Here is a 21,393-nt window from a genome sequence, read left to right on the forward strand (position 1 = left end):
ATGTCGAAAATCTCTTCTGCGGTCAATAAGCCGTCATCGCTACCAGAAGGAGCCATAGCGATCGCACTTCCCAATCCATTTACATCATCGAGCAATCCATGCGTTGCTAAGTGAATAATCGATGCTTGGGGCATTTTTTGGACGATCGCAGCTTTTGTCCCTTGTGCGCCTGTGATGGCTTGAGTATTGAGCAGAGGCGCGATCGCGATCGCTTCAGCTTCGGCTCCAGGTAGAGGAGACAATTGCTGTTTGGGCTCTCCGGGAGACAAAGATACCTGTGGCATCGTGGGATTACCGAGCACCAGAGCATTTCCGCGACCGTTGGCTGGCTGATTGCCTAACTTCTGTCGTTGTTGTCGGGTTAAATCCAATACTTGAATCGAGGGGGCGGTGAGAATGGTGTGTTTTTCGATTAAGTAAGTACCGTTGGCATCTTGCAGGGCGGGAAAAGGCACCTGGAACAGGGAACCTTGGGGAATGAAGATGACGTGGGCATTGGGATCTTTTGGGAGGAGGCTGGCAATGGGCTCGATTAGCAGTTGATGCAGCGTCGGTAAGTTGGGTTGGGGTTGGGCAGAACCAAAACTGCTGCGACTGCGGACAGCGAGAAATTCTTGATTGCCAATAATTAAGCTGGCTAGAGAGGCGTTGTGTTTTTGCCACAGGGGTTGGAGGTCAACTTCGCGGAACGTGATTTCGCCCGTCGGTTGAATCACCCAAATGTAAATCGCGGATTCACGCCCTAGTTGTTTGCCCTCAATCTGGAAGGTGTCGTAGATGATGGAATACTGCACCAAAGTGGCGTTCTGTGCTTTCGCGATTTGGCGGATTTGATCCTGGTTGGGAGCAGTGGCGATGACCGAATTGGCATCACCAGTTGATAAGCGTTGTGTCAGTAGATCGACAAAGGCACGGGCACGTCCCCGTTCGGCAATTTCTAAAGCGGCGATCGGGTTATTCTGAGCCACCCGAACTTTTTCTAACATCCTATAAGTGCTAGCTTGTCCTTCAAAGATGGAGACTTTATTCGCATCGTTGGAGCCTAGCATTTGACGCATCGATTCCCAAACTTGAATGGCATTGACGAGCATTTTTTCAGCTTCTGTTGGGTTGCCAGCTTTTAAGAACGTCGCTCCAAGGTTGTCGAGCGCCGTACCTTCTCCAAGGCGGTCTTTAAGGTCGCGGGCGATGGCTAAGCGCTGCCGTGTATACTCAATGGCTTGGGGATAGTTGCCTAGAGAGCGGTAAGCAAATCCTAAATTGCCCAGTGCCCTACCCTCTCCAAGGCGGTCTTTAGTTTCGCGGGCGATGGCTAAGCACTGCTGTGCATACTTGAGGGCTTGGGCATAGTTGCCCAGAGAGCGGTAAGCGATTCCCAAATTGCCCATTGCTGCACCTTCCCCTCGGCGGTCTTTAATGGAGCGGGCGATGGCTAAACTCTGCTCCATATACTCGATGGCTGTGACATAGTTGCCCAGAGAGAGGTAAGCGGCTCCCAAATTGCCCAGTGCAGCACCTTCCCCTTGGCGGTCTTTAATGGAGCGGGCGATAGCTAAATGTTGCTGTGTATACTCAATGGCTTGGGGATAGTTGCCCAGAGAGCTGTAAGCGATTCCCAAATTCCTCAGTGCAGCACCTTCTCCAAGGCGGTCTTTAAGGTCGCGGGCGATGGCTAACCACTGCTGTGAATACTCAATTGCTTTAGCATAGTTGCCCAGAAAGCGGTAAGCAACTCCCAAATTGCCCAGTGCTGAACCTTCCCCGTAGCGGTCTTTAATGGAGCGGGCGATAGCTAAAGTCTGCTGTGAATACTCAATGGCTTTGGCATAGTTGCCCAGAGAGAGGTAAGCTGCTCCCAAATTGCCCAGTGCCCTACCTTCCCCGTAGCGGTGTTTAATTTCACGGGCGATGGCTAACCACTGCTGCAAATACTCAATGGCTTTGGCATAGTCGCCCAGATAGTGGTAAGAGGTTCCCAAAATACGCAGTGCATTACCCTCCCTTTGGCGGTCTTTAAGGTCGCGGGCGATGGCTAACCACTGCTGTGAATACTCAATGGCTTTGGCCGAGTTGTTCAGAGAGTGGTAAGCGAGTCCCAAATTGCCCAGTGCATTCGCTTCCCCAAGACGGTCTTTAAGTTCGCGGGAGATCGCTAAATTCTGCTCCATATACTCGATGGCTTTGGCATTGTTGCCCAGAAAGCGGTAAGCGACTCCCAAATTGCCCAGTGCTGCACTTTCCCCGTAGCGGTTTTTGATGGCGCGATAAATTTGCAGTGCCTGCTGGAACGAATTCAACGCTGCTGGGAATTGGCTAGTCTCAAGCTGTTGAATTCCTTGCTCCACAAGCCGATCGCCCTCTGCTTCACTAACCTCGATCGCCCCAGCAACAACCGGGAGTTGAGATTGCTGAGGAATGTAAAAGGCAACCAACAAAAAGCAAAAGGCGAGGGGAAAAAGGAAGCCCGATCGCACTTTAAGATCGCTGGATTTAAGCAGTTTTAGCGAGAAAGATTTCATAGGATTTAGTCTGTGGATTGCGAGGGTTAGCGCCGTCATTGTCGCTGTTGTTCGATCGCCCTAATTTGTCGCAATCGATCGCTCCAATCTTTCAAAGGTTCGGCTTCCGAACTAGCAAGAGAATCTAGCAATTCCAGCACAGCCGCTTGGTTTTGAGAAGTCTCAGAGGCTTTCCGCGCTTCCGCGATCGCGTCATACCACAGCCCAGACTCCGCATACAGGTCGATCCGCTGTTGGGGAGTTTGCGCCGCTGCAAGTTGAGTCTGCAACGATGCAGCAGGCGCAACGACTTGGATTTCTGCCGCCGCCACCACATTTCTCGAAGGAACATTCGGATCGCACACCAACACCACTTGCCACTGATAGGATTGCCCGATCGACAGTTGGGGCAGATTTGAGGGCAAAGCAACGGACATTATTCCTGGCTGACTCTGCATCTCGGTTCTGTAAAGCAGTTGTCCCGATCGAGCAAACAGCCTCAATTGCAACGGACGAGAAGTGCGATCGGGTACAAACCAGGTAAAAGTCGGATGCCCAGAAATCGTCTGTCCCACATGGCTAAACGGCACTAAGGCAGTCAATCTCGCCGATGAATTAGCTTCGCAACTGCCCCCGCGAGTGGTATTCGTCCCCGTTTCTTTCGGTTTAGAAGGGTTTTCAGGAGGAGTGTATTGTGCCAGCGCTACAGGAGCGATCCAGAACGAAACACTCAGCATTAAACTCGCAAGGCCCGCAGAGTAAACGGTTCGACGCTTCAACTCGTGAGTCATCATCGCAATCCCCTCTGTAACTATTTCTACAGTAATCATCAATACACAAACACAATAGAGGACTACCTGCAAGCGTCCTTGCGGGAAGGTGCAAAGATAAGTACCTACACAAAATTAATTACACATCCAACTTTGTTACTCTTTAGACGTATCAAGGGTTTCAAGTCAACTCAGTCGGCAATTAATTTTGTTTACCTACTTATTGGTGTCAGCTTAAGGGCAAACCCTCAGTCCGGCAGTCCGGCAGGGGTTTAAACCCCTGCCTCAAAGCGAAAGTCGTCTGAAGACGACTAATGAGTTCTTCAGTCCTCTTTGAGAGGACTTTCGCTATGAGACAGGGAATTCATTCCCTGGCGGACTGCCGGGTGGGCGGGAGGACTGGGTGGACTGACAGCTTAAGTTGACACGCTTTGGGCATTGCCGTATCCAGAGTTGCCGTGTTGTCGATCGTTATATCTGAGCTCTTGAACCATTCTCAAGAACGGGCAAGATGCCCGTTCCACAAAGAGTGAATTTCTTGTGGAACTGGCATCTTGCCCGTTCATAAACGATTTGACAAGGGTGAACCCAACCAATTACCAGAACCACCGCCGTTTTGCTGACCAGGTTAACTCGCACACCATCCCCTTCGGTTGATTCGGGTAGCGCCGAAATGCTCCGCCTAACTGTTTGGCTAAGTTCTTTGCAAGCTGGGTTCCTAATCCTGAAGGTTGAAGTTTAGGGTTTGGATCTTCGGTTATCTCCCTGTCTCGATCCATTTGGGCCAAGCTAAGCGTTTCTGACTGAGACGGTTTTCCCCTACCATTATCCGCCACCCGAATCACCTGCCGATCGCCCTCCTGAGTGCAAATTACGGTCAAGCGAGTGGCTTCGATCGCGTGTTTCCCCACATTGCAGAGCGCTTCTTCCAGAAAGCGGCAGAGTGCTCGCTTGTGTTCCAACCGCAGATGCGAGGTGTTCAAAGGATCGAACTGCACAATTTTGAATTTGAGCGTTTTGAGGTAAGGCAGTTCTTGTTCTAACGTGTTGCAATAGACTTTGTAGAGCAATTCATGCAGTGGAGCCTGCAGGGCTAATTCGATCGCACTTCCCATTCGCAAATGCGGTTCATCGGCGATCGCTTCTCGCTGCACTGAGCCGTAAACTGCCCGCAATTCTTGATTCAAGCGTTGCAACTCCGGTAGAAACGGCGGCGGCGGATCTTGCTCCCCAACTGTTCTCAAAATCACCACTAATGTTTGTAAAGGCCCGCTATGAATCGCATTAAAAGTTTGTTCGATCGCAAATTGACGTTCCTCCAAGCGCAGTCGGAGTTCCTGTTCGTGGCGATAAAATAACGCTGCCGTCAACCCAACCCCATTCAACACGAGTACGAGCAATACAGGTACGATTGGCACCCACCATCCCAAAAGAATGAACCAGTAACAGAGCGCGATCGGGGTAATACTAGCGATTAAGAGCCCGATCACAATTTTCCAGGGCGATCGCAGAAATTGTCCCAAACTCATCCCCAAGAGTCCCCAGACCGCAATCCAGAGCGTTTCCCAGCCCTCCCCCCAAACCTGAAGCAACGGTCGCCGATCGAGCACCGCGCTAATCATCTGGCTGGTTTCGTGGGCCTGCATTTCGACTCCGTAAATCCGTCCGGGATTGATACCTGCGATCGCACCTGAACTTGCCAAATCCTTCGCGCTAAAAGACATCATCCCAATCAGCACAATTTTGCCTCGAATCCAATCCGGGTTGACCTGTCCCGATTTGATTTGCGAGAGAGAAAGCAGGCGAAACGGCATTGTCCCGCTGCGAACATTCAGCAAAATTTGGTTCCCGCCTGCATCCGCCCCCACATATCCGCCAGAGTTTGACTGCACTCTGGTCAATTCAATGCTGCCAAAGCGCTTCGCCTCCCGATCGCGAATTCCATTACCTAACTTAATTCCTCGGGTTGCTAAATAGAGTTGTGCCAGCCGGATTGCGAAGGAAAAACGGTATTCCTGTCGATCGTTGTTAGTGCCCAATAAACTGCGACGCTGGTAGCCATCCGCATCGAGTACGAAATCTGCAAAGCCAACCTGTTCGGGTGGTAGCGCGGGCGGAGGTGCGACGGTAAAGCCACTGCGATCGGGCAGTGCAATCTCCACTCCGATCGTATTCTTGCTGCTGCGAAACACCGATGTCAGTTCAGCATTACCCGGTTCAACCGGAATATCGCGGACAATATCCAGCCCGATCGCGATCGGTTGATAGACCTGCAAGCGTTTGAGTAAATCGGCAATGTCGCGATCAGGAATCGGATAAGTTCTAGCGCGTTGAATATCCTCCTCAGTGATGCCGACAATTACAATCCGTTCATCCATTGGCTCAGGAGGACGCAGCCGCAGAAATCGATCGAACGCAACCAACTCCCAAAACTGAAGCGCACCGCTCAATCTAGCCATCATCACAGCGACAATCACCATCAACCCTGGAAGCGAGCCGCGCCGCCAAGTCGAGATATCTGCTTTCACTGCTTGTTCTCGATCGGGCTTCAATAATAGACATCTCCAATAATTCTTGTGGAACAGGCATCTTGCCTGTTCTGGACTTGGTATTCGGTCGAGGCCTAATCAATCAATCCTTGTTCCCTAGCTCGCACTTCCGTTTGAATCCGCAGATTTTTGTCATTTTCGGTATGCACATCTAGCACATCTCGAATCTTACTCCAGTAACACTGCACAGTGCGTTCAGAAACATTCATCCGTTTGGCGATCGCAGTATCCTGCAAGCTCTCGTGAAAAGCAAATTGCAACACCTGCATCCAGGCGGGTTTGAGTTGGAGCCCATTGCGGATCTCTCTGGGTGTAGAAATCCGCTCGTGCAGCGCCCAATCAACCATTGCTAGCAAGTCTTTGATCGGGTGGCTCTTATCGACAACTGTGAAGCCGCCCATGTGATTGTCGATCGACGGTTTCAGCCAAACTAAAGTCCGAACATGGGCACTCTGCACCACAATATTCAGACTCGGATACTTATCCATCAACGTTTTGAGAAGTTGAAGCCCTGAATTCGCTTGCGCCGTTTCGCCGATCGTCTCTGGCATCACCAGATCCACAATCACCAAATCCGGGGTTCTCTGCGCTATTTGCTCAAGGGCAGCCTGAGCCGTCGAAGCCGTCAGAATCTCTGCCTCTGGATATTCTTGCTTCAGAATGTTAAGCGTGCCACCTAACACCATCGCATGGTCATCCACAACTAAAAAGGTTCGTTTTTCAGATTGAGCTAGAGTTTTGGGCATAGTGCATAAAATAAAAATAGTAAGGGATGCGGGAAAATCAGCATCTTGAGTTTAGGTAATCCGTCATCTTCTTACAATAGAGGAATTACCGGGTTTCCGTCCTGCATCTGTCCGCCAAATGTAGTTGTGGATGTCGGCAACGAGAATTGCGCTTTAGCGCAATTCTGATGATTGTGTTGCAAAATCCGCACTTCCTCGTCCTGTATTCATCTCTCTCTTCTCGAACTCTGCGTTCTGGAGCGTCCTCTGTGGTTAAATCATTCCCATGCCACCGGAAACGATCTTACGCACAGATAACTCGATCGGAGATTTGATTATATTTCTATTATAATCCTGGTATCCTAGTAAGAATAAGGATAATTTCATGCCAGCAGAAGGTTCGTATCAAGCAAACACGTACAATCTGGAAATTGACGCAGAAATTCAACGGTTAAAAGCTCAAGTTCTCCTCAGTTGGGAAAAGGAAGCGCGCAATTTAAAGTGGTTCGGTTTAGCCGACGGGATGAATGTTTTAGAAGCAGGTAGCGGGCCTGGATTTTTCACCGAAAAACTGTTAGAATTGCTGCCAAACAGTTCGGTAACAGCGGTAGAAATTGACCCGGTACTGCACGAAAAAGCAGTAGCATATTTGCAGGATAAAGGGGGCGATCGAGTAAATCGCATCCAAGCATCGGTTGCGGATACTGGTTTGGCGGCTAACACTTTCGATTTTGCGATCGCCCGTTTGCTGTTCGTTCACCTCCCAGAGCCCGTCGCAGCAGCTAAAGAAATATTCCGCATCTTGAAGCCTGGGGGAAAACTGGTGATTATTGATAGCGACGCGGATCTGTTTTGGCTGACAAATCCACCGTTGTCAGTCGAGATTGTCAGGGAGAAATTCAAGCAGGTAATCGCATCGCGGGGCGGCAATTTATGCGTCGGGCGAAATCTGTGCCGCATTCTCCAAGAAGCTGGGTTTGTTAGCGTTGATTTAGAAGCCGTTGTCAGCCACAGCGATATAATAGGAATTGAAGCGTTCCAACCTTTACTTGACTCCGGGCCCATTTTGCAAATGGTCAAACAAGGGTTGATTTCAGAGTCGGAAATAGAAAGCTATCTGGTTTCGCGGGATGAGTTTGTAGCTGCGGGCGATCGATCTATGATGAGTTTTTGGTTGATGGCTTGCGGGGAAAAAACTCAATAAAATTAAGACACATATTTCACACAATATTAATGTCCCGTCGCAGCACAATCTCTAGCACTCTCGCTACATTCCCAGCTAACAAATCAAATCCGCGCTTCAGCGTCGGGCGTAAAATCGAGTCAATAGTCAACAATCACAGACGGTGCCACTATAATTTATCTAATTCATCTGCGTTAAGCTGTTCTCCATTTAAATTGTGTGTCAAAAATCACTCAAATTATTGTGGGATGGGCACGCGAACCCGTCCCGAATATGCAATTTAAACGCGCAAAAGTTTAATCTGTGTTTATCTGCCCTCATCTGCGGTGAAAAAAAGAGAAATTTTTAACCGCAGATGACAATGGATTGACGCAGATTCACGCAGATTAAGAGAAGAGAGATAGGAATAATTCCGATTCTAAAAGATTTAATATCAAAGTTATAAATTTTCATATTTCTGAGCTTAGTAACTTTACACATACCAGTCTAACAAATCCTTGGAGCCGATCGCGCAAAGGTTTTTTGTGAGAGCCAATGGTTGACTGTCACATTTTAGCTTAACCAATCAAGTCGTTAGGGAAGCTCTCGTAGACGATCGCACTTTTTACCAACTCCTCAGCATTCAACCCACTTGCCGAATTCCATTAAGAAACTCTGTCCTAGCCTCAATCCTTGAAGGCATTAAAACGCAGCGTACCAGCAATTCTAAATCCAATTCCGGCAGCAACTCACTTCTTGAAACTTGCTCATAATTATCATCCCGCAACCCATACACAGCCAACTGATTATTTTCCCAAAACCAGACTTCCGGAATGCGAAGTCGCAGATACTTAGCGAGTTTATTTGTGCTACCGCTAGTAATCGTTACTTCCACGGCTAAATCGGGATGCTCTTTTCTTGAACCTATATAATAAGACTCGTCTGGTTCAAAGGATACATCTCTTGCCCGGTCTCTGCGAGTTGCGCTTCCTACAGGAATATATTCAATTCCCCTTTCACAAAAGTAGAGTTGTAGCAAAAAATTAAGAAGACAACTGATTGTCTCATGTGCTTCACCCAGTGTCATAAACTCGATCCACCCATCAAGATAAGTTATCCGCAAACCAGAAGAATCTGCCATTAAAGATTCGAGCGCCTCAAATTGCTCCCAAGTATAATAACCAGGGAGAACCAATCGCTGTTCCGCAAGCGTAACTATTTCTTCTAAAACTTTTGCTGTCATGATTGTATAGTTGGAAGTTAGGAAAAAGTAGAAATTCTCCCGGCTAAAAACTGGGAGATTCTCGCATTATAACTTAACCAATCAGGTCGATCGCACTTTTTACCAACTCCTCAGCATTCAACCCACTTGCCGAATTCCATTAAGAAACTCTGTCCTTGCCTCAATTATTGAAGGCATTAAAACGCAGCGTACCAACAATGCTAAATCCAACTCCGGCAAAAACTCACTTCTTGAAACTTGCTCGTAATCATCCTCGCGCAGCCGATAGACAGCAAGCAGATTATTTTCCCAAAACCAAACTTCAGCAATGCGAAGTCGCAGATATTTAGCTAATTTATTTGTGCTACCGCTAGTAATCGTTACTTCCACGGCTAAATCGGGATGCTCTTTTCTTGAACCTATATAATAAGACTCGTCTGGTTCAAATGATACATCTCTTGCCCGGTCTCTGCGAGTTGCACTCCCTACAGGAAAGAATTCAATTCCGAGTTCAAAAAAGTATGCTTCCAGTAATATAGCGATCGCTTTTTTAAAGCTTTCATGTTCTTCGCCCACTGTCATAAACTCGATCCACCCATCAAGATAAGTTATCCGCAAACCCGGAGAGTCGGCCATCAAAGATTCGAGCTCCTCAAATTGCTCCCAACTATAGTAACCAGGGAGAATCAATCGCTGTTCTGCAAGCGTACCTATTTCTTCTAAAATTTTTGCTGTCATAGGTATCACCATCCTATTTTAAATATTACTAGCCCCTACCCAGTACAAACCAGGCAGGGGCATTCACTCACATTCTAACTTAATGAACTAGCTCGATCGCCCTTTTAGTCAACGCCTCAGCAGTCAACCCATTAAACGCCATCAACTGACCAGCACTAGCAGTAGTTTCCCCCCGCTTCCAAGCGAAAGTATCCCGCTGGCAATTGCTGCGGAGCATCACAGGTTCCAACATCCCAGAAGCACCGCCTGTCACGCCAATCAAGGCATCTCCGCCAAACAATTCGGCAAATTTCTCATCGCTCAAAAAGCCGCCGTCAGATTCCGAACAAGTATCCCAAGCAACATCGCTAGCACGATACAAACGCCGGGGATTCACAACAGAAACAATTCGCACTCCAATCCCTTCTGTTTCCAAAAATGCCGCAGCTTCAAACACTGGCATTAACGTCATGTCGCCGACAACTGCAAACACAACTGTCTTATCTCCTGCTATTTCGTGCAGCACTATTCCACCGTCTTGCAAACCTTGGCGAGTCTGTTCAAGAGTAGTGCGAATTGGCAGCGGCGACTTGCTTGCAGTAATCACAACTCCCTTATTTTTAGCAGTCAAAGCCCACTCATAACAAGCTTGAATGCTGTTAGCATCCGGTGGAAACAAAGGAAACACATTGCCGTTCCGCATCATCGCCGCAAAATAAGCCTCAATTTCCGGCCGCTGGTGCGTCCAACCATTGCGGCCTTGTTCCAATGCACCCGCTGTAAATAAAGTGACAGTTGCCGGAGTTGGACGGCGCAATTCTGCCATTGCTTGGGTTACAGTTTGCCAAATTGGTAAACCGTTGATGGCAAAAGATTCGTAGGAACACCACAAACTCCGCGCTCCAAATAGCGATAAACCTACCGCTAAACCAGCGCAAGCATCTTCGCTCAAAGGTTCGTAAACTTGACCGTTGGGCGATTGATTGTACAGGTCATCTGTCGTTGGGTGAATAATCTTTAGAGCTTGGTTGATATTGGCAATTGCCGATGCTTCGTTGCCGTCAGCATTAGTCACAAGAAAAGTCCGATCGCACTCGCCGACTTTCCCTACCAAACGTCCCATTGCTGTTGTCGAAATCTTCGGTTCTCCCCCAACGGCAAATTCTTCTAAAGGCAATTCGCCTAAATCTGCCAGCGGCAATGTAAACTCAGTCACAACTGTTTTCGCCGCCGGCCCGCCGCCCGCACGCTCGCAATTTGTCCGCACCAATTGCCAAGCAGCAGCAGTTAAAGCGCGCTCTTTTAAAGCACTGACAATGTGCGGAGCATCCAGCGTATCTTTCGGATAAAGGTTGTGAGATTTTGCTCCGCGCGCGTGGACGCCGGCACCTTTCAACTGTTTGATAATAAACGCAGTTAATTTGCCGCCTAGAGCAGATTTTGCCGCTTTGTCTACTCCTTGTAAAACAGCTTTGGTAAATGCCATGCGCTGTTCGAGCGAAAAAGCAGTGCTGTCCACATAATCTTCCGGTTGATTTTTATCGTCAAATTCCTTAGCATCAACTAAGATAACTTCTTCAAAACCGTTGCCTTGCCAATAAGCAATCATTTCAGCATTAGTTTTAGTCGAAACCATGCTGTGATGTTCCTGAGAATATCCGTTCCAAACCAACACAGGCAAAAAGTTAGTAACACTCGGATAAGCAGTGTGGAAATGCGCCATACTGCTCATCGGATAGGGTTCGCCCATGCCGCCGTCGCCCATTGTGAAAGCAAACAGTTTGTCGGGGTGCAAAAGCGCTCCCGCCATTGCGAAATGCTGCCCTTGTCCGAGGGGGCCGGCCGGTGCTAAAAGGCCGGGAATGAAACCGGAAAGATGTCCTAACAAACCGTCTTTTTCTCGGAATTTATCGCGTACTTGCTGCACGTTGAAAATTCCCATATCCTCCAAAGATCGATCGAGAAACATGGCGCTGTAAAAGCCGGGGGCGTGATGGCCGACTTCGGTGACAATGTTTTTGTGTCCGAGCATCACCAAAGCGGCATAGGCCTCAGCTTGGCTAGCAAAACCCCCCGGATGTCCCGATGCCTTGCTAGCGGTGACTTGTAGCGTCAGGTAGCGCAGGGCGTCTGCTCCCAGCATCGTTTGAAAGACGGCGACGGGATCGGCAGAATCGGCGATCGACTTGCTCCCCTGGGCGATCGCAGGTGTTTTCCCATAAGTATCAAAACCAGGGACTGTTTCAGAAAAATATTGAATGCCTTCGCAAAAAGCGGGCGTTGTTGACGTTGCCTGCGGGGTAGTTGCTGTCATGCTTGATACCGGAAAAATTTGAATTGGATTAATATAATAGTAATTTTATAGCTTCCGTGTTCCAAAAAATCATGAGTTCTATTAAGCTGTTGCGGCCTTTAAATTGTCTGTCAAAAAACAATCAAAGTCTTGTGGGGAGTAGGGCCCTAGCGTCCCGCCCGCCTCGAATATGCAATTTAAATGCGCGACAGCTTATGTCAGTGATAAATAAGTAAAATCTCTCAAATTTTCAGCTAATAAGTAGTTGTTTGAGAACCCGGAGTTTTTTAATAAATCCGGGTTCTGTGTTTACCCATTACTAATCCCTCTCAAATCTCAAATCGCCAATCTAAAATTGTTCCAGCCGTTCCCGCACATCGATATACAGCACAGTACCACTTTCAGAAAGAGAAGGCACAGCTTTTTGATTCCGCAGCCAAACAAAAAAACTGCTAAGTGCAGGAGTCGGATCTTGATCGCGGCGCAGCGTGTAGATCAAACCTTCGCAAGGCCCATTAACGCGGCTACTCGTGCAAATCGCTTTCTGGTTATTTACTATACCCACCGTCACATAATTTAGCTGTTTATTTCGGTTATAATTCTCAAGGCGCTGAGTCACTTGTTGGCAGCGAGTTAAAGGATCGTAGCCAGAACTAGAAAAGAAATTAGAATTCCAGCGAATCCAAGGCTCCCTGAACCCTTGCGGATTTTGATACACAGTCACCGGCTCGCCCGTGGAGGTATCGCATACAAATCCTCCATAACTCCGATTCGGCTGGTTTTGATCCGAGGCGCTGCTGAGAGAAAGATTGCTGAGAATGTCCCAGCCGTTACGCTTGTTTTGTGAAAGCAATGCCATAAAAGCATCGATCGGGATTGCCGCATTTAACCCCGTTTTTATCTCCTCAATCTGACCGTTCCACTGACTTCTAATTGTGCCAACAGTATCCCCCTGACCGTGAATTCCTATTACCCTGCCATCAGCATTAAATACAGGCCCGCCGCTCATCCCGCGCCTGGTTACAGCTTGGTAGCGCAGACGATACCCTGATGAGGCGCTGCCCAAGCGAGAAGAGATGATACCAGTAGTAAACTCAAGTTTTCGTTCAACTCCCGAAATTGGCAGCGGATAGCCAGAAACGTAAATAGCAGAACCAACAACAGCACGTTCTGACTCGCCCATTGGTGCTACTGGATACTGTTCTCGGCTCTGAAACTGGATCAAAGCCAAGTCTATATCCGTGTCATTTTTCGGTAGGCGCTGTATTCTAATCGCAGCATAATCCTTCTCTAAATGAGTGCGAATGCTGTATTTTTGAGCGAGGCTTGCCACTACATGATTAGCTGTCAAAACAGTGTAAATATTACCCTGTTTGGCAATAATTACTCCCGAACCACTAGCAAAAAAACCCAGCGTATTGTTGACTTCCACAGTTGTCAAGGTCGCTAGCTGGGCAATTTCTTCTGCTGTTTTGGCACAGGCAGCATATTGTTGACTGACAAGGGCCGTCACTGTTAATGCACCTGTCAAGATGATTGTCAGCGCGTCAAACCGCAAACTCCACACATTCATCGATAACTCCCTAGATGAAACGAGGCGAACTGCCAATATATACTAATTGGAATTCCCCAACTGGATTTAACCATTTTTTCCGATAATTCCGCTGTTGGTTCACTTCCCTCTTCAAAAGCATAAACGCAAAAATTTGGATCTCGATACTTGCCCCTACAGTTAATCCCAATCAAGAAACCTTTGGCATTAAAAATCGGGTCGCCACTCATACCGATTTTACCTCATTTGTATAGCCCAACCTATAACCTTGAGGCAAAGATTTGGCTAGCGGCACCGAAACGAAGCCCGCGTCAATCGATTTTAGATTTTAGATTTGAGATTTTAGAGGCGACCCCACGGATAAATGCTCTTTCTTGAGGATTTTCGATTTTCGATTTGGGATTGACTTGCGCGAGATAAATCACGTGGCGGGTACTACCTTTGAAATTCGTGGTCAGCGAAACTCCTAACCTCAGCACCCCCAGGAAAGCCGACTGCCAACACTGGCTCAGACACCGCTCCGGGTTCAAGGCTGAATAGTGCTATTTTATACTCGATCGCGCTGCGAAACAGAACGATCGCCCGATCGGTATTGCCCAGCCGCCTCAGAACTCCTAGCAGTGGGTGGAGGAGGCCGTCGTCGGTGACAAGTCCGATCGCCACAACCTGCTAGTTAGTGAGCACCCTATAGGTTTGGCCCTGCAGCCGGACGCTCGTCTCGGAACCAGAAGATTTCCCCGTCGGGATGCGTACCGCTGTTTGACGAAGAATTTCAAAGGTGGTATCCGCCACGTGCTTGATCCGTGGAATCAATCGAAAGCATCTAAGGAATGAGAATTAAATAACTTAGAATGCGTGATGCTTCTTGTGGGATGGGCCTGAAAGCCCGTCCAGAAAGGGCGGGCTTTCAGGCCCAACCCACTTTCAAGAGTGTAAATTATTTAATTCGCGATCCTAAAATCTAAAATCCTCAAGCCCCCGAATTTATCCGTGGGGTCGCCTCCAACATCCAAAATCTCAAATCTAAAATCTAAAATCGAATGACGCGCCAAACTTTCCACCTCAATCCTTGGAATTGGTGACGGGATGGAAAATTTGCCCATCTTTAAGGCTGTCCCGACGGCGGAGAAAAAGAAGGCTGTTGCACCTCATCATCCGTGTTTTCCCCTAGCTTTTCCCTGACATCAATGTAAGGAATTTTACTGGTCTCATCAAAAGACGGCATCCCGACATATCCTTGGCGCCAAGCCAACAAATTATACAAAGAGCCGATCGGGTCTTGGCCGGGTCTGAGGGTATAAATCAAATTTTGACACCGCCCATTGACTTGATTCGCCGTGCAGATGACGTTCTGGCCGTTCATTTGGCCTGCTGTAATGTACTTAAGCATTCGTTGGCGGCGATAGGTTTCGAGGCGTTGACTCACTAATTGACACCGAGTTGCCGGATCGTAGCCAGAACCGGAGAAATAATCGGAAGTCCACTCAATCCAAGGCTCTACAGCACCTTGAGCGTTTTGGTACACCGTCACCGGCGCACCAGTCGAGGTATTGCACCAAAATCCACTTTCCCCCGACGCTCGCCGACCGTAACTCGGTTCAGAAGCAACCGTCAGGCCGCTGAGGGCGATGGCTGTTGCCGCCAAAACTTTTGTCCATAATTGCTGTTTCATGATGTTCTCACTCTTTTTGATGGGATGCGACACAAAAATCACCGAATGCTGCGATAACACCCTTGACACGCCTGTTCGTTACAGATCCGCTGACTGAGGAATTATGTGATTCGCGACTTGACCAGAAACCAGTTTTTTTTACGAAAACACTTCGTTGCAGCCCTTATGCCTGGTTAAACAACCCGGTTTCTTTGCTTTTGATCCGTAAGTTTTGATATTGTTCGCGACTTGGACATTCCCTCTAACCGCGATTATCGGCGCTGTTAAAAAGGCGCTCCGAAACCGAGCTTAAAATGCGCGCGCCAGTCTGAATTCTGTCCTCATTACTACTAATCCAGCTCGGGCTGTCGCAAACCGGAAAGAGGCTCTTTACCTCAGATATTGGAATTGCTCGAATTGCAACGGTACATCACACCTACTGACACGGTATTTGATATCACTTTGCGATCGAAGTCCCTAGCTCGATCTGCTGCGATACCGAGACGGCAGGGTTGCACAAATGAGGACTAATACTTCCTGTGCCCGATCGATCGAACGTGAAAATGAAGGTATTGACCAGAACTCTTAACTTGTTTTCATCTCCGTATTACGGATACCTAGAAATACTTCTAAGTGAGTGTAATCAGGGACTAAATGCTTTCTACTACCAAAGTTCACCCTCCGTACACTGAAGTTTAGTTGAGTATTAAAAACTATGAACCGTATCTGCAAACAGTTAGGATATTTAGGCGTTTGGTTAATTTTGATAGGCGGTAGCGGTTGTTCTACCTCAGATGCAGCTACCTCAACCGAAAACCAGAGCCAACTCTCCCGAAGCGCCCCTCAGTTCCAACACCTACAGCTAACGGGAAATCAAATTGAGGCTCGATCGAGTCAATTAACGCAGCCTTATAAATCTGTTGCCTCAGTTTTAGGCAGTGCTACCCTCTCAGAAAATACTGCCACCGTTACGGTTTATAAGGTAGATAATTTATGTCAAAATCTGAAGCCGGAAACAGTTACAGGCCCAGAGAACCAGTTAATGTCATCGGCGGTTAATGAAGTGTTAAAGCAGCAGATTTTCGATAGTCTTGGTTTGGCTGGCTATCGCCTCAAGATCGATCGCGACCTCGGAATAGCTACCGTGGATCTGCGAGCCTCCGGAAATTCGCGGCAGAAATTGCAAAATTTGTCCAGTTGTCAAATGTTAGGTTTGTTCGGGGGCGTGCGCCAAACTTTAACCAGTTATGCTCCTTGGCAAATCAAAACTGTTCGTTTTACAGAGCTTGGAGAGGATATTTTGAGCACAGTTCGAGAATAAGCGATTAAAATTATTGGAGATGGGAATTACACAATTCTCCCCTTAAAAACAAGGGTTGGGAGGGATTGAATAAACCTTCAAACCCTTTGAAGTTTTTTGATACTGCTAAGTCCTGTGACCCAAACCCCGGTAATTCCTATGACACTACCTGACGGCCCCAAAAGCCCCCGCTTCGTGCAGCTAATTCAATGGATTGGCGATCCGCTGACATACCTGGATCTATCTGCCAAAAAGTACGGGGAGATTTTCACGACTCGATGGGGCAAGCTCAAACCATTCGTGATGATCCACAACCCGCAAGCCATCCAGGAAATGTTCAACAGCAAAGCTTTTGACGCTCCAGGCGAGATCAACGGTATTCTTAAACCCTTGCTGGGAGAACAATCCATGATTGTGCTCTCTGGAGAAAAGCACAAACGCGATCGCCAATTATTAATGCCACCTTTTCATGGGGAACGGATGCGGAATTACGGCCAACTAATTTGCGATATCGCTCGAGATGTTGCCTGCAAATGGTCTGTCGATCGACCTTTTGTTGCCCGCAGCGCCATGCAGGAAGTCACCATGCGGGTAATCTTGCAGGCTGTCTTCGGTCTGGATGACGGGCCACGGTTGCAGCAACTGTCCCCGCTGCTGGCTGCGATTATCGATACGATCGGCTCTCCTTTGCGATCGAGTATGCTGTTTCTAGGCTGGATGCAGCAAGATTGGGGGCCCTGGAGTCCTTGGGGACGGATGAAACAGCAGCAGCGGAAAATTAACGAACTGATGGACGGCGAAATTGCAGAACGCAGACTGCAACCTGATGCCAACCGCACCGACATTCTCAGCTTAATGATGGCCGCGCGCGACGAAAACGGGCAACCAATGACCGATGAAGAATTGCGCGACGAGTTGATGACGCTGCTGTTTGCAGGCCACGAAACCACAGCAACTGCCCTAGCTTGGGCATTTTACTGGATTCACAGTTTGCCCTCGGTGCGCCAGAAGTTGCTGCAAGAATTGGACAGTTTGGGGGAAAATCCCGATCCGATGGAGATTTCCCGCTTGCCTTATCTGAGTGCAGTTTGTCAGGAAACGCTGCGAATTTACCCGGTGGGAATGCTGACGTTTCCGCGAGTGGTACGATCGCCCGTGGAACTGATGGGACATCAACTCGAACCGGGCACGGTTGTTTTCGCCTCAATTTATTTGACCCACAGACGGGAGGATTTATATCCAGAACCGCTGCAATTTAAACCGGAACGGTTTTTGGAGAGGCAATTCTCGCCTTACGAGTATTTGCCCTTTGGAGGCGGCAGCCGCCGCTGTATCGGCTTGGCGCTGGCGCAGTTGGAGATGAAACTGGTGCTGGCAACCATTTTGCGGGATTTCGACCTAGTATTGGCCGAGAAAAAGCCCGTACAGGCCAAACGCCGAGGGGTGACTTTAGGGCCAGCCGGTGGCGTGCGGATGGCCCTGCTGGGGCGGCGGATGTCGCAGCAGAAGCGTGAACCTGTTGTTAGTGGAGTTTGAAGTCGCAGCAGTTGCAGGGGACGATCGAACTTTGGGCTTTGAGTGCAAACAATTTAGCGAGAAAGTGCGATCGTCCGCCAATGCCACAATTTTTTGTAGCACCCGCTACAGATAAATAGCTAGAATCCTTAACCTGTAAGCCTCCCCTCTCTCAATTTTCAAATTCTCAGTCTAAAATAATAGGAGCCTCGCAAACACAGCCTGAAAGCAAAAGTGGGTGATTGCAATAGTCCTCTTGATATCTCAAAAGCCTCCCTGCCATACTTTAAAAACATATGCATACCCTGTTATTCAGCAAGGTCGGAAGCGTGTTGGCAATGCCACCAATCTTCCGGCCTCTTTATTTTTTGGGCTACTTCAGGCATTGGAGACAAGATGCAGAAGGCAAGGCAAAACTATAAATTCTCCCCCTGTCCCCCTCTGCCCCTCTCCCCAATGTAGAGATTCTGCCTCTAATTCCAATAGAATCCGACAGCAAGTTTAAGGAATCACTAAGGAATAATTAATAACTTGTTAAATTATCTCCTTTGGCCCTTCTCTCAATCTTCTGTTTTCAGAAATTCTGACACCGAGACAGACTTCGGGAGACTCTCCATATCTTGAATTTCGCTTTCGTGGGCAAAAAACTCGACTTCTTTGTCGTCAATCTGGATTTGATAGCTAGCGGTAGCTGTCACAACCCGTCGCTTTTTTTTATCTTCTATTAAAACCCAACACACTACAGGTCTTACCCATCTCTCAACGTGCTGGCTTTGCTTGGTACTGCCAAAGGCATACCAGCCTTTAGCTTCAATAATCTGAAGCACTTTAAAATCGTTATTTGCCATATATTTCTATCGCGTTAACTTCAGTATTCTTCTTAGATAGAACGGGTAGCTTGCTAAGCATGGCAAAGGTTTGGCAATTCCAATCCACACTTTATAACCTGATTTTTTGTCAGGAAAAGCGGGTTGACAGGGCCTTGTCTGCGTTGTTGCCTGCTAAATGTAGTGCGAGCTTTTTGTACTCTCCCACAATTACCGTAAAGTATCTATACCGCATCCTCAAAAAATATTCTCGCATTAGCCTCAACAGCAGCCAACTAGACCTTAGCTAGCTGCATCTAAGTGGATGCAAACTGCTTCTAACACCTGGTTGGTGAGAGCGATCGGCATACAATCCTGTTAAGACTTTTTGCTGCAATCAACTATCATCTTTACCCGGTGGGGTAAAACTTAACTAGAGGTTGCCGCTTTCAATTCTAAGCCTCGGCGCGCCTAATTACTAATTAATTGTATGGTGTAGTTGATAATTGCCAAACCGTCGATCGCACTCAACAGCCGTGTCTAACTCTTCGATTACCATCACCGTTAAACTGTTCGCCGCCTTCGGTGAAGCCTACGGCGTTTCGGAACTTACATTAGAACTTCCTCCCGAAACCCCAGTGTCTCAAGTGCTCGAAAGCTCGATCGCCCAATATCCTCAATTAGAACAATGGCGCGATCGCACCCGCTTCGGCCTCAACCTGGAATTCGTCTCCCCCGATACCATCCTCCAAGACGGTGACGAAGTTGTCCTCATCCCTCCCGTCAGCGGCGGGTAGGCTAAGTTGGTTAATCTGAAATGTTGCACCATTCTCAATAAGCTTTTTATGAACAGGCTTTTCGGCCTGTTCCACAAAGAGTGAATTTTCTTGTGGAACAGGCCGAAAAGCCTGTTAAGCGAGAATCGTGCAACATCTCAGTTAATCAAAAATTCGAGGTTTTGTAGTTGTGTTCGATCGCACGACTGCCCAATTCTTAGCCAAAAAAAGATTTATTAAGTTTTGTAACAATTTCGTCGGCAAATCATCCTTGATCTCGATCGGGCTGGCGTGCGGGCCTGAAAATCTGGATTAAGAACCCGATCCTGAAAACAACTCAAATCCTTGTGGTCTGGGCGTCCCGCCCGCCCAAATATCAAAGTTAAATACACCACTGTTTAATTGAAAAATCAATCCCGACTAAAAAAATCGGGTATGGTTGACGAGGTAAATTGACCGTGTTAATCTTGCACAAGACTAAGAAAACATCGCAAAACTAGAGAGTTGAGCTATGACCCAGGCCACCAGAACACAATCCACAGCAGCAACCTTCACAGCCCTCAAATGTAAAGAATGCGGCGAAGAGTACGAACTCCAAGCCAAGCACGTCTGCGATTGCTGTTTTGGCCCGCTTGAAGTCAAGTACGACTACGACGCCATCCGCCGCAGCGTCACTCGCCAAACCATCGCAGCCGGCCCCAACTCGATCTGGCGCTACCGCGCATTTTTACCAGTCGCTACAGATAACGTCATCGATGTCGGCACGGGGATGACTCCTCTATTAAAATCCCACCGCTTGGCGCGCCGCCTCGGTCTAAAAAATCTTTATATTAAAAACGATGCCGTCAATATGCCCACTCTCAGCTTTAAAGACAGAGTGGTGTCAGTTGCCCTTAGCAGAGCGAGAGAATTGGGTTTCACAACGGTATCCTGTGCCAGCACCGGCAATTTAGCTAACTCTACGGCTGCGATCGCCGCCCACGCCGGACTCGACTGCGTAGTCTTCATCCCCTCCGACTTAGAAGCAGGCAAAGTCCTCGGCACTCTGATTTACAATCCAACTGTCATGGCAGTTCACGGCAACTACGATCAAGTTAACCGTCTCTGTTGCGAAGTCGCCAATACACATGGCTGGGGATTTGTCAATATCAACTTGCGTCCCTACTATTCCGAAGGCTCAAAAACCCTCGGTTACGAAGTTGCCGAACAGCTAGGCTGGCAATTGCCCGATCACATCGTCGCTCCCCTCGCCTCCGGCTCTTTGTTCACAAAGATTTACAAAGGCTTTAATGAATTCATCGAAGTCGGTTTAGTGGACGAAAAGAAAGTCAGATTCAGCGGTGCCCAAGCTGACGGCTGTTCCCCCATCGCCCAAGCCTTCCGCGAAGGCCGTGATTTCGTCAAACCGGTGAAACCGAATACAATTGCTAAGTCGATCGCGATCGGCAATCCAGCCGACGGTATGTACGCCTTGGAAATCGCCCGCAAAACAGGCGGCAACATTGAATCCGTCAGCGACACCGAAATCATCGAAGGCATGAAACTGCTAGCAGAAACTGAAGGCATATTCACTGAAACCGCAGGCGGCACCACAATCGCAGTCTTGAAGAAACTCGTAGAAGCAGGTAAAATCAATCCCGATGAAACCACAGTCGTTTACATCACCGGCAACGGTTTGAAAACGCAAGAAGCAGTTCAAGGCTACATCGGCGAACCCATCACCCTCGAACCGAAACTAGAAGCATTCGAGCGCGCCCTAGAACGCGCCCGCACGCTCGAACGCCTAGAATGGCAACAAGTTTCGGTTTAATAAATAGTCATTAGTCATCAGTCATTAGTCATTAGTTATTAGTTATT

18 protein-coding genes are annotated in these 21,393 nt (G+C 48.2%); 6 read left to right on the forward strand and 12 right to left on the reverse strand.

Translation table 11 applies throughout. The annotated features are described in order from the left end of the window. The 5 genes from QUB51_RS14380 to QUB51_RS14400 form a co-directional block, all read right to left on the reverse strand. Nucleotides 1-2,519, reverse strand: a 2,519-nt coding sequence (locus tag QUB51_RS14380; RefSeq protein ID WP_333260433.1) for a CHAT domain-containing tetratricopeptide repeat protein, incomplete at its 3' end; no start/stop codon positions are given. Nucleotides 2,520-2,554: 35 nt separating this feature from the next. Continuing rightward, nucleotides 2,555-3,328, reverse strand: coding sequence for a DUF928 domain-containing protein (locus tag QUB51_RS14385; protein ID WP_333260429.1), 774 nt, complete (start codon nt 3,326-3,328; stop codon nt 2,555-2,557). Between the two features lie 356 nt (nt 3,329-3,684). Beyond that, nucleotides 3,685-3,834: a hypothetical protein gene (locus QUB51_RS14390; RefSeq protein ID WP_333260426.1), complete on the reverse strand. Its 150-nt coding sequence runs from the start codon at nt 3,832-3,834 to the stop codon at nt 3,685-3,687. Nucleotides 3,835-3,864: 30 nt separating this feature from the next. Next, nucleotides 3,865-5,796 carry a CHASE2 domain-containing protein gene (locus QUB51_RS14395; protein ID WP_333260423.1) on the reverse strand — a complete coding sequence of 644 codons (1,932 nt, stop codon included), beginning with the start codon at nt 5,794-5,796 and terminating at the stop codon, nt 3,865-3,867. Between the two features lie 95 nt (nt 5,797-5,891). Next, complete coding sequence (locus tag QUB51_RS14400; RefSeq protein WP_333054779.1) at nt 5,892-6,563, reverse strand: response regulator transcription factor; 672 nt, start codon at nt 6,561-6,563, stop codon at nt 5,892-5,894. Nucleotides 6,564-6,927: 364 nt separating this feature from the next. On the opposite strand from QUB51_RS14400, the gene QUB51_RS14405 reads away from it, so the two are divergent. Next, the gene (locus QUB51_RS14405; protein WP_333054778.1) at nt 6,928-7,746 is read left to right on the forward strand and encodes a class I SAM-dependent methyltransferase; all 819 of its coding nucleotides are present in this window, start codon (nt 6,928-6,930) and stop codon (nt 7,744-7,746) included. 601 nt (nt 7,747-8,347) lie between these two features. Here QUB51_RS14405 and QUB51_RS14410 read toward each other — a convergent pair. The 6 genes from QUB51_RS14410 to QUB51_RS14435 all read right to left on the reverse strand — a co-directional run bounded on the left by QUB51_RS14410 (nt 8,348) and on the right by QUB51_RS14435 (nt 15,160). Beyond that, entirely contained in the window at nt 8,348-8,947 is a 600-nt protein-coding gene (locus QUB51_RS14410; protein WP_333208252.1) for a Uma2 family endonuclease, read from the reverse strand. Between the two features lie 117 nt (nt 8,948-9,064). Then, nucleotides 9,065-9,664 (reverse strand): Uma2 family endonuclease, encoded by a 600-nt coding sequence (locus tag QUB51_RS14415; protein WP_333260420.1) that lies wholly within the window; start codon nt 9,662-9,664, stop codon nt 9,065-9,067. A gap of 79 nt (nt 9,665-9,743) precedes the next feature. Then, nucleotides 9,744-11,957, reverse strand: coding sequence for a phosphoketolase (locus QUB51_RS14420; protein ID WP_333260417.1), 2,214 nt, complete (start codon nt 11,955-11,957; stop codon nt 9,744-9,746). A 328-nt stretch (nt 11,958-12,285) separates the two neighbouring features. Next, complete coding sequence (locus QUB51_RS14425) at nt 12,286-13,509, reverse strand: COP23 domain-containing protein (RefSeq protein WP_333208249.1); 1,224 nt, start codon at nt 13,507-13,509, stop codon at nt 12,286-12,288. A gap of 414 nt (nt 13,510-13,923) precedes the next feature. Then, nucleotides 13,924-14,151, reverse strand: a complete 228-nt coding sequence (locus QUB51_RS14430; RefSeq protein WP_333054772.1) for a hypothetical protein — start codon at nt 14,149-14,151, stop codon at nt 13,924-13,926. A 442-nt stretch (nt 14,152-14,593) separates the two neighbouring features. Beyond that, entirely contained in the window at nt 14,594-15,160 is a 567-nt protein-coding gene (locus QUB51_RS14435) for a COP23 domain-containing protein (protein WP_333233495.1), read from the reverse strand. A 694-nt stretch (nt 15,161-15,854) separates the two neighbouring features. Between QUB51_RS14435 and QUB51_RS14440 the strand changes: the two genes are divergently transcribed. The 3 genes from QUB51_RS14440 to QUB51_RS14450 all read left to right on the forward strand — a co-directional run bounded on the left by QUB51_RS14440 (nt 15,855) and on the right by QUB51_RS14450 (nt 18,090). Then, on the forward strand, nt 15,855-16,460 hold the full coding sequence (locus QUB51_RS14440) for a hypothetical protein (protein ID WP_333054770.1): 606 nt from the start codon (nt 15,855-15,857) through the stop codon (nt 16,458-16,460). Between the two features lie 138 nt (nt 16,461-16,598). Beyond that, entirely contained in the window at nt 16,599-17,975 is a 1,377-nt protein-coding gene (locus tag QUB51_RS14445) for a cytochrome P450 (protein ID WP_333054769.1), read from the forward strand. Next, nucleotides 17,950-18,090 carry a hypothetical protein gene (locus QUB51_RS14450; protein WP_333054768.1) on the forward strand — a complete coding sequence of 47 codons (141 nt, stop codon included), beginning with the start codon at nt 17,950-17,952 and terminating at the stop codon, nt 18,088-18,090. The genes QUB51_RS14445 and QUB51_RS14450 overlap by 26 nt, the downstream gene beginning before the upstream one ends. A 424-nt stretch (nt 18,091-18,514) precedes the next feature. Here the strand turns inward: QUB51_RS14450 and QUB51_RS14455 are convergent, their stop codons facing one another. Continuing rightward, nucleotides 18,515-18,802, reverse strand: a complete 288-nt coding sequence (locus tag QUB51_RS14455; protein WP_333054766.1) for a hypothetical protein — start codon at nt 18,800-18,802, stop codon at nt 18,515-18,517. Nucleotides 18,803-19,296: 494 nt separating this feature from the next. On the opposite strand from QUB51_RS14455, the gene QUB51_RS14460 reads away from it, so the two are divergent. Both QUB51_RS14460 and thrC read left to right on the forward strand, forming a co-directional pair. Next, a complete protein-coding gene (locus QUB51_RS14460; protein ID WP_015179186.1) occupies nt 19,297-19,557 on the forward strand; it encodes a MoaD/ThiS family protein in 261 nt (86 codons plus the stop codon). 490 nt (nt 19,558-20,047) lie between these two features. Further along, a complete protein-coding gene (gene thrC, locus QUB51_RS14465; RefSeq protein ID WP_333238003.1) occupies nt 20,048-21,346 on the forward strand; it encodes a threonine synthase in 1,299 nt (432 codons plus the stop codon). The last annotated feature ends 47 nt before the right edge of the window (nt 21,347-21,393 follow it).

It is taken from the genome of Microcoleus sp. AT8-A3 (genome assembly GCF_036705675.1).
Lineage (GTDB): Bacteria > Cyanobacteriota > Cyanobacteriia > Cyanobacteriales > Microcoleaceae > Microcoleus.